The organism is Pseudomonas benzenivorans (assembly GCF_033547155.1).
In the GTDB taxonomy this organism is placed as follows: Bacteria; Pseudomonadota; Gammaproteobacteria; order Pseudomonadales; family Pseudomonadaceae; genus Aquipseudomonas; species Aquipseudomonas benzenivorans_B.
In genome coordinates, this window is record NZ_CP137892.1 from 105,113 (window position 1) to 119,617 (window position 14,505).

Annotated in this window: 11 protein-coding genes; all 11 read right to left on the reverse strand. The window is 64.6% G+C overall.

Features of this window, described 5'->3' with window-relative positions:
* Position 1: 1 nt before the first annotated feature.
* Genes SBP02_RS00495 through SBP02_RS20825 form a run of 11 tightly spaced genes read right to left on the reverse strand, consistent with a single transcriptional unit; the run spans position 2 to position 14,505 of the window.
* A complete protein-coding gene (locus tag SBP02_RS00495; RefSeq protein ID WP_318644447.1) occupies positions 2-1,366 on the reverse strand; it encodes a T6SS phospholipase effector Tle1-like catalytic domain-containing protein in 1,365 nt (454 codons plus the stop codon).
* Positions 1,367-1,369: 3 nt separating this feature from the next.
* The gene (locus SBP02_RS00500; RefSeq protein ID WP_318644448.1) at positions 1,370-1,999 is read right to left on the reverse strand and encodes a DUF2931 family protein; all 630 of its coding nucleotides are present in this window, start codon (positions 1,997-1,999) and stop codon (positions 1,370-1,372) included.
* A gap of 4 nt (positions 2,000-2,003) precedes the next feature.
* The gene (locus tag SBP02_RS00505) at positions 2,004-2,654 is read right to left on the reverse strand and encodes a DUF2931 family protein (RefSeq protein WP_318644449.1); all 651 of its coding nucleotides are present in this window, start codon (positions 2,652-2,654) and stop codon (positions 2,004-2,006) included.
* Between the two features lie 38 nt (positions 2,655-2,692).
* Positions 2,693-3,544 (reverse strand): DUF4123 domain-containing protein, encoded by an 852-nt coding sequence (locus SBP02_RS00510; protein ID WP_318644450.1) that lies wholly within the window; start codon positions 3,542-3,544, stop codon positions 2,693-2,695.
* The gene (locus SBP02_RS00515; RefSeq protein WP_318644452.1) at positions 3,541-5,643 is read right to left on the reverse strand and encodes a type VI secretion system Vgr family protein; all 2,103 of its coding nucleotides are present in this window, start codon (positions 5,641-5,643) and stop codon (positions 3,541-3,543) included. The genes SBP02_RS00510 and SBP02_RS00515 overlap by 4 nt, the downstream gene beginning before the upstream one ends.
* 17 nt (positions 5,644-5,660) lie before the next feature.
* Positions 5,661-7,172, reverse strand: coding sequence for a sigma-54 interaction domain-containing protein (locus SBP02_RS00520; RefSeq protein WP_318646395.1), 1,512 nt, complete (start codon positions 7,170-7,172; stop codon positions 5,661-5,663).
* 10 nt (positions 7,173-7,182) lie between these two features.
* Complete coding sequence (gene tssH, locus SBP02_RS00525) at positions 7,183-9,801, reverse strand: type VI secretion system ATPase TssH (RefSeq protein WP_318644453.1); 2,619 nt, start codon at positions 9,799-9,801, stop codon at positions 7,183-7,185.
* A gap of 12 nt (positions 9,802-9,813) precedes the next feature.
* Complete coding sequence (tssG, locus tag SBP02_RS00530; protein WP_318644454.1) at positions 9,814-10,821, reverse strand: type VI secretion system baseplate subunit TssG; 1,008 nt, start codon at positions 10,819-10,821, stop codon at positions 9,814-9,816.
* Entirely contained in the window at positions 10,785-12,578 is a 1,794-nt protein-coding gene (tssF, locus tag SBP02_RS00535; protein WP_318644455.1) for a type VI secretion system baseplate subunit TssF, read from the reverse strand. The genes tssG and tssF overlap by 37 nt, the downstream gene beginning before the upstream one ends.
* A gap of 27 nt (positions 12,579-12,605) precedes the next feature.
* Complete coding sequence (locus SBP02_RS00540) at positions 12,606-12,992, reverse strand: hypothetical protein (RefSeq protein ID WP_318644456.1); 387 nt, start codon at positions 12,990-12,992, stop codon at positions 12,606-12,608.
* On the reverse strand, positions 12,985-14,505 hold the full coding sequence (locus SBP02_RS20825; protein ID WP_404824350.1) for a PAAR domain-containing protein: 1,521 nt from the start codon (positions 14,503-14,505) through the stop codon (positions 12,985-12,987). The genes SBP02_RS00540 and SBP02_RS20825 overlap by 8 nt, the downstream gene beginning before the upstream one ends.

Consider the following 14,505-nt stretch of genomic DNA (forward strand, 5'->3'; position numbering starts at 1 on the left):
ATCAGCTGGCCTGCTCCGGCCGGTTGGGGAAGGTGCGCCGCGTGCCGGACTTTTCCGGGGTGTGCGGCAGTTGTTCGAGACCCAGCGGGTAGCGGAAGGCCGAGGTGTGGATATAGGGCGGATCGAGCGCCTCGATCGCCGCCAAGGCACCGGCATGCCCCGCCGGGTCGAAGGACAGCTCGGCATAGGGCTTGAGGTCGTCGGGGATGCGGTGCAGCTCGTCGTCCGGCAGCTCGAGAAGCGGTACCTGACGCGACAGCGCCTCCCGGTGCATGCGGTGCAGGCCCAGGTGAGCCAGCTGCGGGCGGGTGTGGCGCTCGTCGATCAGGTAGACGGTGTTGCCGCGCACCTCGCACGTCCAGCCATTGGCCGCCGCCTTGGTGCGGGCTTGGGCGATGAGGGCATTCTTCTGCGCCCGCTCCTTAGCTTCGAAGACGCTGAGGCTGTAGCGCTCGCGAACCACGCGCTCGATATTCGCCGGGTCCCGGGCGGGGTCGGCGTAACCGCCGCCGATATCCGAATGCACGCCGACGCCCTTCAGCTCGACGAAGTGCGCGGGTGCCGAAGGGCCGCTCTTCACCGAGGTCAGCGGAAACTTCTCGCGCACCTCCTGGCCGGCGACCAAGTGATAGACGTACTGGGCGGATTCGGCCTTCAGGTTGAGGTTGAAGTTGCCCTCATCGTCGTTGCCGGGCCAGTAGAAGGAGCCGACGCTGTCGTACAGGCCGACGAAGCGCACCCGGGTTTTGATCGTGCTGCGCGGATACAAATCCACCATGCGGCGTGGTGGGCCTTTGCCGCCGCCCTGGTGTTGGCTATATGGCTTACGGGCCATCAATAGATTGGGGTTGAGCTGGACGTCCCGCAGCGAAACGGTTTCTTTCTCGCCGTTAAAGTCAGGCAGGCCGTGATTGATCATGTTGACGAAATGTCGAGCTAGAGCGGCGCCTCGACTAAAGCCAAAGACATCGAAAACGATTTCGCCAACAGTGCTTGGTAATTTGCTGAAGATTTGTTCGTGCAAGAGACTGCGGGCGTGATGGAGTCGTGCTTCGCCACCGGTCTGACCCAAGGCAAAAGCAAGTCCTAATGTGCTGTCGTCACCATTATTAAGAGTGCCTATCCCTTCGATGTAGAACATATAGTGATGAGTTTCAGCTTGCTGCTCGTAACGTTCAGAGAGTTTGGCTATGTTTGTCATTGCCCTTGTTGTGCTGTCTCTGTCGTTCTCTTTGTTGTTGCCGGTGCCGTCGAAAAAAATACCAATCACTATCTGTGGAGTTTCGCAGCATAGGGAGCCATCATCTGCACCGGATGAAATTTTCCTGCTGATCTCCTTGGCGCGATTCGTCGCGAAATTATCCATAAATTACTCCTCAGCGCCGGGAATTGGCTTGAGCCTTCCTTGTTTGATAAGTTGTTTGGTGATTGGTAGGTAGACTTTTGTGTCGCCCGGTATCTCGCTGCCTTTTCCGGATGCGATGGTTACTTTTTTCTCGCTTTTTCCACATTCATATTGGTATGAGCATGAGGTGGAGAGAACGGATTTTATCTCGCCGTTTTGTCCAAAACCAAAGATGATGGTTGGCCTGTAGGTGTTTGTGCCAAATGCTGTTTTGTACTCGTTTAAGAGCTCTGGTAGGTTGGGTATAAATTGTATACTCGCTTCATAGAATTTCTGGTTGCGGTAGGAGAACCACACTGCCCGAGCGCTAGTAGGAACTATGTTGTCTCCGATTAGAATGTGAAATTTACCTCCGTCCGGTATGCTGTTTGGGTCGTCAGGGTTCCAGAATCCTCCACCAAGAAAGCCGCCCCCAGAGCTCCTCAGTTCCTCATGTCCATTGCTCAAAACAAGCTCTTTTGTATCTACAGGAGCATTTGAGCTAAAGCCTAGGCCATAGTCCGCACGTACTGAAGAGTTGCTGTTCGCATGGGTTGTGCAGCCAGCAATTGCCAAGATAAAAACTAGGCTCGATAGAAGGCTTATGGATTTCATGGTGTTATTCCTCGATCCCTGGTATTGGTTGGATTCTTCCTTCTCTTATTCTTTTTATAGTGCCCTTGAGGTATACCTTGGGATCGCCGGCTGTTTCCTCCCCAGTTCCATATCCAATAACGGTGACCTTTTTATTTCTCCCGCAAACGTATCTGTAGGAGCAGGACGACTTTAGAGCCGATTTAATTTCACCCCTAGGGCCGAGAACGAATATTAATGCAGGTTCGGTAGTGTTCTCTCCAAAGGCTTTTGCGTGGGCCTTGATAAGGTCGGGCAGGTCAGGTGATAGCGCAATTTGCGCTGTGTAGTACTTCTGTGTCTGATACGAAAACCAATTCGCTTGTGCTGTCCTTGGAACTATGTTTTTGCCAGACAGTGCGATGCGCGTTCCGGCAAAGGTTTCCTCCAATGTTCCTGGGTTTTCCCAGCCGCCGGACAGGGCACCACCGCCAACTGGGCTGTGAAATACCTGGGCTCCGTTTCGTAGCGTAAGAGCCTGTCCATGGACCGGCGCGCTAGAACCTATCTGAATATTGTATTCAGCCTGGTCCACGTCACTTGCTGGGCTCTTGCTGGCGCATCCGGTATTTGAGACAAGCGAAAAGAGTGCAAGTGGCACGCTCGTCAATTTGAAGTTGATTCTCAATATGCTCATCTAGATTTGCTCTTAAGGCCTGTTCGCACTGTCGGGGGTCACGCCAGCAGTAGTTCGCTCAACGCGATATCTGGGGTTGATTGCTTACGCTCCAGTGCCGCATGTACCTGTGGCTTCTGCCAAAGTTGCTCACCCTGTTCGAGCGCCAGCACCGCGAGAAACAGCCGGTCCTGACGGTCGCTGATGCCGTGTTGCTGCAGGCGTCGATCCAGTTGCGCTGCCCACTGGTATTGATCCTGAGCGGTCCACTGCGCCAGGGGTTCGGGGCAGTGCTGGTGCAGTTGGCCGAGCAGGCGCGGAATCGCACTGGCGCGGGCAAGGGTCTGTTGCATGTCTGCGTCGATGACGATTTCAGCCTGCGCCGAGGGCAGCGGCGCGGCGTCGCCAGCGGGGCCTGGCAAGTGGCAGTCTCGGGCCTCCAGCGGCAGCCAGGCTGCCCAGGCCTCCCCGGCGCGGATGGCATGGGCGTGCCAGTAGGCGCAGGCCGGGTCTTGCAGGCCGACCATCACCTGCGGGTCGTAGTAGCGCATCAACGCCAGCCCGCCATCGGCCAGGCGAGCGTCGAGCAGGTGGCGCAGGTGCTGGGCCAGCTCTGCCAGCGGAGCCGGGCTGGCGATCAGGATGCCCAGCGGTCGCTGCTCCAACTGGGCCAGCAACTCCTGCCACAGCGCCGGTTCGTCATCCAGGTGCAGCAGCCAAGGGCCCTGTTCGCTCAGCTCGGCACGCGGAGTGTGCAGGAACAGGCTCTGCGCCTGCGGGTCGGGGTGCGCGGTCCAGATGTGTTGCAGCAGCTTGCTGTCCTGGGCGCCGTCGAGCAGGGCATAGATCGCCTGCTGTTCGTCCGCCGCGCGTTGCTGCCAGTCGCTCAACCAGTCCTGAAACGCCTTCATGACGCATCACCCGCCAGGGCCTGGACGCGCTTTTCCGCACACTCCTTGCAGAAGGGCACGGCCTGCTCGGCGGCGGTGAGCAGACGTAACGGGGTCAGGCTGGTGCGCTTCGGCGCGGGCGGCACACTGTTGAGCAGCGCCTGCTGAGTCAGCTCGCCGGCCTCGTCCTTATCCGCCGCATTGGGCAGGACCGGCGGCTTGATCTGGATGCCCGAGCCTGTGCCCGGGCCGCCGCCGGAGTTCAGCTTGATGGTCGCGCCGCTCAGGGTGATGCCGCCGGGGTCGAGTTTGAGGAAGCTGCCGCCGCCGGCGGCGGTGAGTTCCATGCCGGCGTCGATCACCACCTTGCTGCCGGCGTAGTAGTGGATCTCGTTGCCGGCCTCGACGTATTGGCCGCTGCCGACCTTCACATGTTGCGTTTGGCCGACGCTCAGGTGGTCGTCGCTGCGGGCCTCGACCTTGCGATCGAGGTGGGTGGTGCGGTGTTCCTCGGCCTTGAACTCGCTGTGGCTGTTGGCCTCGACGCTGTCGTGGCGCTGGTTGCCGACGCGGATCTTCTGGTCGTGTTCGATGTTTTCGTCCCAGTCCTTCTGGGCGTGCAGGTAGATCTGTTCCTGGCCCTTGCGGTCCTCGATGCGCAGTTCGTTGTAGCCGCCACCGCCGGGGGAGCTGAGGGTCTTGAACAGGCTGCGGGTCTTGTTCGCCGGCAGGTCGTAGGGCACCAGGTGCTCGGCGTGGTACAGGCAGCCGGTGACCAGCGGTTGGTCGGGGTCGCCTTCGAGGAAGGTCACCAGCACTTCCATGCCGATGCGCGGGATGGCGATGGCGCCGTAGCGGTCGCCCGCCCAGCTGCTGGACACGCGCAGCCAGCAGCTGGTCTTGTCGTCGGCCTGGCCGTGGCGGTCCCAAAAGAACTGCACCTTGACCCGGCCGTATTGGTCGCAGTGGATTTCCTCGCCGGCCGGGCCGGTGACCACGGCGGTCTGGCTGCCCAGCACCTGGGGTTTGCGGTGGCGCAGGGCCGGGCGGAAGGTCACGTCCCAGGGGGTGGCGCTGAAGCGGTTGCGGTAGCCCTGGGTAAAGCCGTCACGGGCTTCGACGTCGCTGGTCACCGACTCTTCCAGCACCTGGGGTTGCTTGCCCTCGTGGTGGATCTCGGTGAGCAGCCACAGCTGGTTCCAGTCCTGGCGCGGATGGTCGCTGAGCTCGAGGAAGTGGCCGCTGACCAGCAGCGGCTGATCGCCCTCGCCCTGGGCCAGCTCGTAGTCGTGGCGGTGACGCTCCAGCGCGCGCTGGCTGAGGTGCCTGCCGCGCTCGCGCTCGACGAAGCGGCCCGGGTAGTCGTAGTCCTCCAGATCCGGGCTGAATTCGCTGGTGAAGGCGGCCTCCATCAGCAGGCGCGGCTTCTCGAAGTCGTAGTCGCGGCGGCTCACCCGGCTGGTGCGGGTTTCCAGGCGCAGGCCGAAGCGCTTGATCACCGGGTCGTCGGCCACCAGGCCGCTGTCCTGCTGGTAGGCCGTGGGAACCAGCTTGGGGAACACCGTCTGGTCGTCGCCGAACACCAGCACATGGCCGTCTGCGCTGTGCTGGAAGTGGTAGTGGATGCCTTCTTCCTCGCACAGGCGCTGGACGAAGTGCAGGTCGCTCTCGTCGTACTGCACGCAATACTCGCGCTCGGGGTAGACCGAGCCGAGCTGGAAGCGGTAGGCGTCGCCTTGAATGCCGTGTTCTTCCAGGACCTGGCCGATGATCTGTGCCACCGTCAGGTGCTGGAAGATGCGCTGGTTGCTGCGGTGGGCCAGGTAGGCCAGTTGCGGACGCAGGGTGACGTGATAACGGGTCAGGCGCTTGCCGGATTCGCCCTGGGCCACGCGATAGACCAGGCCATGGATGCCGGCGCCGCTCGGGGTGAAGGCGAGGAAGGCTGGCTGGTGCAGCAGGGCCTCCAGGTCGAGGTCGGGGCGTTCGCTGACCAGCTCCACCTCGAAGGCGAAGGGCTGGCTGATGGCCTCACGGCCGCTGAACTCGAGCACCTGCAAATCCTGGGCGGCGCCGCTGACGTCCAGGCTGAAATGCGTCTGGTTGGCTGAATCGAACATGCTCGTCTCCTTAAGCCTTAAACGTCCGCAGGGCTGATGCTCAGCCGGTCCATGCGGTACAGCAGGGTGCGCCGGGGCAGGCCCAGCTCGCGGGCGGCCTGGCTCTGGTTGCCGCGGTTCTTGCGCAGGCAGTCGAGCAGCAGGTTGCGCTCGACCCGTTCCAGGCGCTCGCGCAGGTTCAGGGTGTTGTCGACGTTGTCGTCGTCCTGGCGCAGGTTGAAGTGCTCGGGCAGCAGTTCGCCGCCCTCGCACAGCAGCACCGCGCGCTCGACCAGGCCCTTGAGCTCGCGCACGTTGCCGGGGAAGGCGTAGCCGGCCAGCTGCTCCAGGGTGGCGTCGGCCCAGCGGCAGGTTTCGCGCTGGAGGAAGGCGCTGGCCTGGTCGGCGAAGTGTCGGGCCAGGCGCAGGATGTCCTGGTCGCGTTCGCGCAGCGGCGGCAGTTCGATGGGGAAGTGCGACAGGCGATAGAACAGGTCTTCGCGAAAGCGCCCCTCCTCGACCAGGGCACGCAGGTCGCGGTGGGTGGCGGCGACGATGCGCACGTCGACCTTGTGCGTGGCGGTCGAGCCCAGCGGGCGTACCTCGCCCTCCTGCAACACGCGCAGCAGCTTGGCCTGCAGGGCCAGGGGCATGTCGCCGATCTCGTCGAGGAACAGGGTGCCGCCGTCGGCCGCATCGAACAGGCCCTTGCGGTCGCGCTCGGCGCCGGTGAAGGCGCCCTTGCGGTAGCCGAACAGCTCGCTCTCCAGCAGGTTCTCCGGCAGCGAGGCGCAGTTCTGCACGACGAAGGCCTGGCTCCGGCGCAGGCCGCAGTCGTGGATGGCGCGGGCCACCAGCTCCTTGCCGGTGCCGGTCTCGCCGGTCAGCAGCACGCTGACCGGGTTGTGCAGCACCTTGCCGATCAACTGGTAGACGCCGCGCATGCGCGGGCTGTCGCCGATCAGGCCGTAGCCGCTGGCGCAGGGCGTGGGCGGGTTGGCCAGCGGCTTCTCGCCGCTGGGCGCGCGCAGGCGTTGCAGCAGGTGCAGCTGGGCGATGACGAAGGCGCCGAGTTGGCCGAGGGAGCCGGCGAAGCCCTGCAGGTCGCGCGACAGCTGGCTGGCGCAGAGCAGCAGGCCGCTGACCCGCCGGTGTTCATCCAGCAGCGGCAGGCACAGCAGGCTACGCCAGGGCTGGGCGGCATCCGGCAGGAAGCCGGTCTGGTGCAGGCTGCGGTCCAGCTCGTGCAGGCTGAGGACCTGGTTCTGGCACAGGCAGAACTGCAGCAGCTGCTCGCCGTCGTAGTCGCTCGGCAGGCTGTCGCGTTCGCGCGGCTGCAGCAGGCCGTCCTGCCACTCGGCGGACAGGGTCAGGCGGGTGTGGGTCGCGTCCAGCAGGTACAGCTGGCTCAGCTCGCAGCTGGCCAGTTGCGCGGCGGCCTCGACCAGGCCGCCGAGCAGGCGCTCGGCGTCCGCCGCGCGGGCCAGGCCGGCGAAACGCTGCAGCAGCGCCTCGGCATAGCGCAGCGGCTGCGGCACCTGGTCGAACAGCGGCGGGACCTTAAGCGAACTCACAGATCACCGCTCCTTCGCCATCCAGGGTGGCGTGTACGCGTTGCAGCTGTTCGCCACGGGCCATGGCATCGAGCAGGCGGTCGACCACCTGCGGTTGCAGATGCTGGTCGATCAGGTGGTCGATCAGCCGTGCGCCGCTGTCACCGTGGCTGCAGCGCTCGGCCAGGTTGTCGACCAGGGCGGCGCAGTGGCTGAACTGCAACTGCCGGCGAGCCAGGCGTTCGCCGAAACGGGCCAGCTTGAGCTCGACCAGCTCGCCGAGCACCTCGCCCGCCACCGGGTAGTAGGGCACCACGCGCATGCGCCCGAGCAGCGCCGGCTTGAAGTGCTGGCTGAGGGTCGGGCGGATGGCCTGCTCCAGGTCCTCGGCGGCCGGGCGCTGGCCGCCCTGGCAGAGGCCGGCGATGCGCTCGCTGGCCAGGTTGCTGGTCATCAGGATCAGGCAGTTGCGGAAGTTGATCTCGCGGCCCTCGCCGTCGTTGGCCACGCCCTTGTCGAAGATCTGGTAGAAGACGTTCATCACCTCGGGGTCGGCCTTCTCCACCTCGTCGAGCAGCACCACCGAGTAGGGCTTCTGGCGTACCGCCTCGGTGAGCATGCCGCCCTCGCCGTAGCCCACGTAGCCGGGCGGTGCGCCGATCAGCCGCGAGACCGTGTGCTTTTCCTGGAACTCGGACATGTTGATGGTGGTGAGGAAGCGCTCGCCGCCGTACAGCAGGTCGGCCAGGGCCAGGGCGGTCTCGGTCTTGCCGACGCCACTGGGGCCGACCAGCAGGAACACCCCGACCGGGGCGTCGGCGCGGTTGAGGCCGGCGGCGGTGGCGCGCATGGAGCGGTCCAGGGCGGCGACCGCCTGCTCCTGGCCCCGCAGGCGCCGACGCAGGTCGTCGGCGAAGCTCAGCACCTTGCTGTTGTGTTCGCGGGCCAGCTGGGACAGCGGCACGCCGGTCCAGTGGCTGATCACCTCGGCGACCAGGCGCGGGCAGACCTCGAAGCTGACCAGGCGCTCGCTGCTCTGGGCGGCGGCCAGTTCGAGCTGGACCTCGCGCAGCTGGGCTTCCAGCTGCTCCAGCGCCGGCGGCGCTTCGCCCGCCGCCGGGTCTTGCGGCACGCCGGTAGCGCAAGGCGCTTGGCGCGCGTGGGCGCACTGCTTGCGCAGGTCGAGCAGGCGTTCGGCCAGCTGGCGTTGCGCGGCCCAGCGGGTCTCGATCTGCTCCAGTTCGGCGCGGGCCTCGCCCAGGCGACTCTCCAGCTGGTCGAGGCTGTCGCCGTCGATCGGCAGGCCGGCGTCCAGGTCGCGGCGCAGGGCCTCGCCCTGGCGCTCGCCCTCGGCGATCTCGCCGCGCAGGCGCTCCAGCGCCTCAGGTGCGGCGGCCAGGCTGATGCGCACCCGGGCGCAGGCGGTATCCAGCACGTCCACGGCCTTGTCCGGCAGCTGGCGGCCGGCCAGGTAGCGAGCGGAGAGTTCGGCGGCGGCCACCACGGCGTCGTCGCGCAGGTAGATGCCGTGGCTCTTCTCGTACACCGGGGCCAGGCCGCGGAGGATGGTCACCGCCTCCTCGACGCTCGGCTCGTGCAGCTGCACCGGCTGGAAGCGCCGGGTCAGGGCCGGGTCCTTCTCGAAGTACTTCTTGTACTCGCTCCAGGTGGTGGCGGCGATGGTGCGCAGCTCACCCCGGGCCAGGGCCGGCTTGAGCAGGTTGGCGGCATCGCCGCTGCCGGCCTGGCCGCCGGCGCCGATCAAGGTGTGCGCCTCGTCGATGAACAGGATGATCGGCTTGGGCGACGCCTTGACCTCGTCGATCACCCCCTGCAGGCGCCGCTCGAACTCGCCTTTGACGCTGGCGCCGGCCTGCAGCAGGCCGAGGTCGAGGCACAGCAGCTCGACGCCCTTGAGCGCCTCGGGCACCTCGCCGGCGGCGATGCGCAGGGCCAGGCCTTCGACTATGGCGGTCTTGCCGACGCCGGCCTCGCCGACCACGATCGGATTGCTCTTACGCCGACGGGCGAGGATGTCGATCATCTGGCGGATCGCCCCGTCGCGGCACAGCACCGGGTCGAGCTTGCCGTCGCGGGCCTGCTGAGTGAAGTTGTGGGTGAAGCGCGCCAGATTCGACTCGCCGCCTGCCGCCGTCTTGCCCGGGGTCGCCTCGGGCTGCTGGGCCAGGGCGAACTCGCGCAGGCGCTCGGCATTAAGCTTGCTCAGCAAGGCTTGATAGTGGCTGCCGGCATAGCGCATCGGGTTGCGCAGCAGGGCGAGGATCAGCGCGGCCTGCTCGACCTGGCTCTGGCCCAATTCGAGGTTGGCCACCAGCAGGGCATCTTGCAGCCATTGCACCAGTTCGGCGGAGAACACCGGGTTGCGCGATTCGCTGTGCTCGCCGCGCGGCTGCAGGGCGCTGGCCAGCTCAAAGGCGTCCACCTCGGCATCCTGCAGGGCACGGCCGAGCAGGCCGTCGGGGCGCTCGAGCAGGCCGAGCAGCAGGTCCTCGACCAGGATCTTGCTGCCGCCGCGCACCACGCAGCGCTCGGCGGCGGTTTCCAGGTCGCGCTTGGTCGCGGCGTCCAGGGCCTGTACCAGTTGTTGCAAGTCGACGTTGATCATTTCTCATCTTCCTTAATGGGTGCGGCTGCCGAGGGTGACCAGACCGTCGGCGCGTTCGCGGCCGAGCCAGCTGGTCCAGCCGAGGCGGCAGGGGTTGCCTTCGCCGATGCGCAGATCGCGGATTTCGTCCTGGCGCAGTTGCAGGCGGATGTCGTAGTCCAGCGGATCGCGCAGGGTGAAGCGCACCAGCGCGCAGAGCGGCTGGTAGCCCGTGCCGATCGGCAGGAATTCGTGGAAACGCTGCCAGCCGAGCTGGCGGATGTGGATGCGGAACTTGCCGCCGCGGTCGCGGACCCATTCGCCCAGTACCAGGTCCTCGCCCAGGCGGCTGTTGCCCAGGCCGAGGCGGTTGCGCTGCTCGCCGAGGATCTCCACCTGACGCTCCAGGCACTGCTCGATATGCAGCTCGGCGTGCTTGAAGTAGTAACGCAGCACCGACTCGATCAGCGCCGCCGAGTGGGCGCGCAGGCTGAGCAGGCCGAGGTAGGGCAGCAGGCGCTTCCAGTTCAGCTCCGAGGCGGCGCGGATCTGCGCGCCGCCCAGGCCGATCAGGGCGAACAGCTGCTCGGAGAAGGGATCCAGGGCGCCACTCTGGAAGCGCGCGTGGTAGCGGTACTTCTGCCAGATCGGCAGCAGCAGGCGCTGCAGGCGGTTGTTGAACAGGTCGAGGAAGTCCCGGGTCGGGTTGCCGTCCTCGCTGTCGCCCAGGGCCTGCTCGCCATAGAAGGCCGGCAGCGGCGAGCCGGCGCCGAACAGGCTGACCAGGTTGATGCGCAGGCGCGCGCGCAGCTCGCCGTGCTCCTCGAAGAACTGCACGCGATCGATGTCGCTGCCGGGGAAGCCCAGGCTCGGGTTGGCCTGCAGTTCCAGGCGCTGCTGCAGGGCCTCCTCATCCAGGTGCGGATGGGCCTCGCGCAGGCGTTCGAGCACCAGCTGCACACCCTGGAACAGGCTGTACTCGCGGATGCCCCGGCTCAAGCGGCTTAGAGCAGGGGCTGTTGCCCCATGCGCGGCGTCCATTGGTACACCTCTCCCTGTGTGCTCTGCACGCGCAGCTCGTGGTACGAGTTGAGGCTGGCGTACAGGGCGAAAAATTCATTGAGCACCGAGGCGAAGAGGAACAGGTCGCCCTCGCCCAGGTAGCCTTCGGGGTCGATCGTCAGCTCGGTGCGCACCCCGCGTACCGGCAGGCCGCGGTGCAGGCGGTCGACGTGACGGTGGCCGATGCTCTTGAGGCCGTCGAGCAGGCGCTTGCTGACCTTCTCCGCATGCTGGTCGTAGTAGCGCGGCAGGTCGTAGGTCTCGAGAATCACCTTGAGGGCCTCGACGTTGGCCAGCGACAGGTAGTTCAGCGACATGTTGGAAATCAGCTTCCACAAGAAATCGCGGTGCAGCGGCGGCGCGTAGCTCGGCGTCACCGCGCTGATGTTGCGGAAGGTCAGGAACTCCGGGGTGTCCTCGCTGGGCAGGCAGATGTCGCCCAGGCCGAGCTGGCGCGGCAGATTCTGGTTGGTGCAGGTCAGCTCGATCGACAGGGTCTCGTGCTGGTCGAGGTTGCGCAGGCCGAAGCTCAGGTAGGTCTCCAGGCCGTCGCCGAGCAGCGAGGGTTGCTGACGCACGCTGTAGTGCGGGCGCGCCAGGGGCACGTCGAAGCTCGGGTCGTGCTCGAAGGACTCGAACGGCACGTACTCCTCGTAGCCCTGGCCGCCGGGTTTCCAGCCGGTGACCCGGTCCACCGAGAACACCCCGCAATGCTGGGCGTCGAACTCGGCCGGCAGCAGCAGGTACTGGTCCTGCTTGCCGTCCAGGCGGATCGGAATGGCGTCGTGGGCGAACAGGTTGACCACCGGCGTGCAGTACAGGCGCACGTTCTCCAGGGTCGGGCGGATGCGCTGCACCCCGGCCTTGCGAATGTCGAAGCGCAGTTCCATACCGCGGGCCCGTTCGAGCAATTCCGGCGGCAGGCGCTTGAGGCCGTCCAGGCCCTTGAGGTCGACGAACAGGAACTTCTCCTGGAAGGCGAAGTATTCCTGCAGGTAGCGGTAGCCGCGGAAGGTGTTCAGCGGGTAGGGGATCAGCGCCTCGTCCTCGGCGAAGCCCACCGGCTGCAGCTGCTCGGCATCCAGGTTCAGGTTGGCCACGGCCTGGCCGGCCGTGTCCTTGACCAGGGCCTGGCCGTCCTCGCCGAGCAGCACCAGCTGGATGCCGCCGAGATGGCGCAACAGGCCGAGGTAGAGCAGCTGGCTGATATAGCGCTCGCCGGCCAGGTGCAGGCGCAGTCGCTTCAGTTCGAGCTCGCCGAGGTGGCCGTCGGCGCTCATTGCCAGGCGCAGGCTGAGCAGCGCGCCGTCGCCCTTCACCGAATAGTCCAGGCCCTTCAGCGCCAGGGGCAGTACCTCGGTGGCGAAGGCGGTGCGAAAGCGACAGGTCACGCCCTGGATCGGCTTGGACTCCACCGGTGTATGGCGCGGTACCGGCAGGGCCGGGCCGGGACGCTTGAGCGGGTCGAACTGCAGCATGCTGAAGGCCGGCAGCGGGCGCATGTAGTTCGGCCACAGCAGGTGCATCAGCGAATGAGTCAGCTCCGGCAGCTCGTCGTCGAGCTTCTGCCGCAGGCGCCCGGTGAGAAAGGCGAAACCCTCCAGCAGCCGCTCGACATCCGGGTCGCGCCCGCTCTGCCCGAGATAAGGCGCCAACGCCGGGCTGCGCTCGGCAAAGCGCTTGCCCAGTTGGCGCAGAGCGGTGAGTTCGCTCTGGTAGTAGTGGTTAAAAGACATTCGAAGCGCTCTTCCTTGGGCGTAGGGTCATGGACACAGGTTGGTGTCACGAATCTTCCAGGCGTGTATGGAGTTGCCTTTGCGTTCGTGATGCGAGCGTCCGAGCTGCGCAAGAAACCCTGGCTTATCGAGCGAAAGCGAATTGCCATTCGCGGTGATGTCTAGGCGATAAGTATCAGGAACGCTATTTTCCAGTTCATCATCGAAGGATATGTAGGACAGCACCTCGGTGACTTCGCCAACCGCGACGCGCTTGTTCAGTACGAACGGCTCTTTGGCGTTGGAATACTCATAGGCAGTGATGTCGACCGGGTAGCTGCAACGATTTTCCAGGTCGGCGATAAACACCGTTTTCGACTGCGCTGTGCAACCTCCGAGCGCGAACAGGGAAAGCAGGACGAGGTGCTTAGTCATCGAACTGCACCCGTGATAGCCAAAGCAGGCCTTTGACATCTTGTTCCGAGGCGACTGCGCGGTTCCAGTAATCCTGATAGCCCCGTGGGCCCCTCGGGGAGTCTGAGTGATAGTGCATCACATCCACTTCACCACTGCCCGGAACAGGGTGGTTAGCTACCGGGGATTGGGTTAGGACGGTAGAGGTCTCTTTGTGACTCCAGGAGTACTCAGGAACCAGTCCGCCATCGCCGTACTCGTTGAGAATCAAGTGACCGACTTCGTGAGCGGCAGTATGTTCAAAATCGCCATCTGCGAAATCTGCAGGATAATTAGCGGCGCTCCAGAACCCTTGGTTGTGATAGATCTTCTTGAACATGGCAAAACTGGTTGAGCGACCAAAATCGGCGCTCAGTGAGGAAATCAGCGGAAAGTTCTTGGTGCTTGGCTTGGTGTTCACATCCGCCACCACCTTAACCTTGTAAACACCCTTCGCCGTCTGGATTGGCGCGCCTACGCCTTGTGCGCGGCTACCGTCGCGCGACCAGTAACGTTCGATACCTGCCTTGGCCATGGCCTGTAGCTCGGTGAAGGTTTTTGCCGTCAAGTTGGTGTTCGTTCCCGATACGCCTCCATCGGAAAAGCTTGGACGCACGGTAATTTCAACCAACTGAGCCGAGCGATCGATTCGGGCATCTACCCACTCAATCTCTTCGGCCTCGTTGCTGAGCGAGAGCTCCACGATATGCTGCTCGCCACCCTTTGTCGCAGTCAGGCGCACCTTGAGATCGGGGCTCTTCAGAACCTTGGTATCGAGTACGCCGGCTTGGCTATAACCATCCCATTGCCAGAGATGTTCGCCAGTCGGGAGCAGTTTGCTGGTGTCGGGTTCTGCGTATAACAGGGTGCTGCCATCGAGCACTTCAAGCGTCAGGCTATCCGCAGGTTGCTTGCGATTGGACACGAGAAAGTCGATGGTTTCGCTGTTCTCCGTTGAACCATTTGTCAATTCCTTGAAATCCGGTATTTGCAGAGGTGTCAGGATGCGATTGCCGCTGCGCTTCAGGCTGAGTTGGTAGTCCAGTTCTTCGCTTGAAGCCTCAGCCGCTTGCGCTGCTGGAATCAAGGCGTCGATCAAGGCCGTTGCCACTGCCGTTGCTGCTGCCGTAATCGAAGTTTCAGCCGAAGTCGAAGCTATGGGAGTCGCCGCTGCAGTCGCGGGCATGGCAGAAGGCGCGCTAAACGCTGCCCCGCCCCCACTCGTGCCAATCAACACAGTCCCCGACCCACCCACCACCACATTGCCATGGCTGCCCACGGTACCGATGGTGGTCGCCGGCTTGCCGTTGATCAGCACGGTCGGGATGACCGCGCTGGCCAGGGCGCCGCCGCAGGCGGAGGGGTCGCCCATGCGGGCGGCGGGCAGGCTGTCGAACAGCACGTCGGGCGAGCCGGCGGCGATCGGGTTGCTGCCGTGGCCGGGGATCGGGCAGGCGGTGGGATCGTTCAAGCGGGCGGCGGGTTTGCCGGACAT

Coding starts and splice junctions, on each gene's coding strand:
- SBP02_RS00540 (WP_318644456.1), bottom strand. CDS start 12,992: ATGACTAAGCACCTCGTCCTGCTTTCCCTGTTCGCGCTCGGAGGTTGC.
- tssG (WP_318644454.1), bottom strand. CDS start 10,821: ATGGACGCCGCGCATGGGGCAACAGCCCCTGCTCTAAGCCGCTTGAGC.
- SBP02_RS00515 (WP_318644452.1), bottom strand. CDS start 5,643: ATGTTCGATTCAGCCAACCAGACGCATTTCAGCCTGGACGTCAGCGGC.
- SBP02_RS00495 (WP_318644447.1), bottom strand. CDS start 1,366: ATGGATAATTTCGCGACGAATCGCGCCAAGGAGATCAGCAGGAAAATT.
- SBP02_RS00500 (WP_318644448.1), bottom strand. CDS start 1,999: ATGAAATCCATAAGCCTTCTATCGAGCCTAGTTTTTATCTTGGCAATT.
- SBP02_RS20825 (WP_404824350.1), bottom strand. CDS start 14,505: ATGTCCGGCAAACCCGCCGCCCGCTTGAACGATCCCACCGCCTGCCCG.
- SBP02_RS00510 (WP_318644450.1), bottom strand. CDS start 3,544: ATGAAGGCGTTTCAGGACTGGTTGAGCGACTGGCAGCAACGCGCGGCG.
- SBP02_RS00505 (WP_318644449.1), bottom strand. CDS start 2,654: ATGAGCATATTGAGAATCAACTTCAAATTGACGAGCGTGCCACTTGCA.
- tssF (WP_318644455.1), bottom strand. CDS start 12,578: ATGTCTTTTAACCACTACTACCAGAGCGAACTCACCGCTCTGCGCCAA.
- tssH (WP_318644453.1), bottom strand. CDS start 9,801: ATGATCAACGTCGACTTGCAACAACTGGTACAGGCCCTGGACGCCGCG.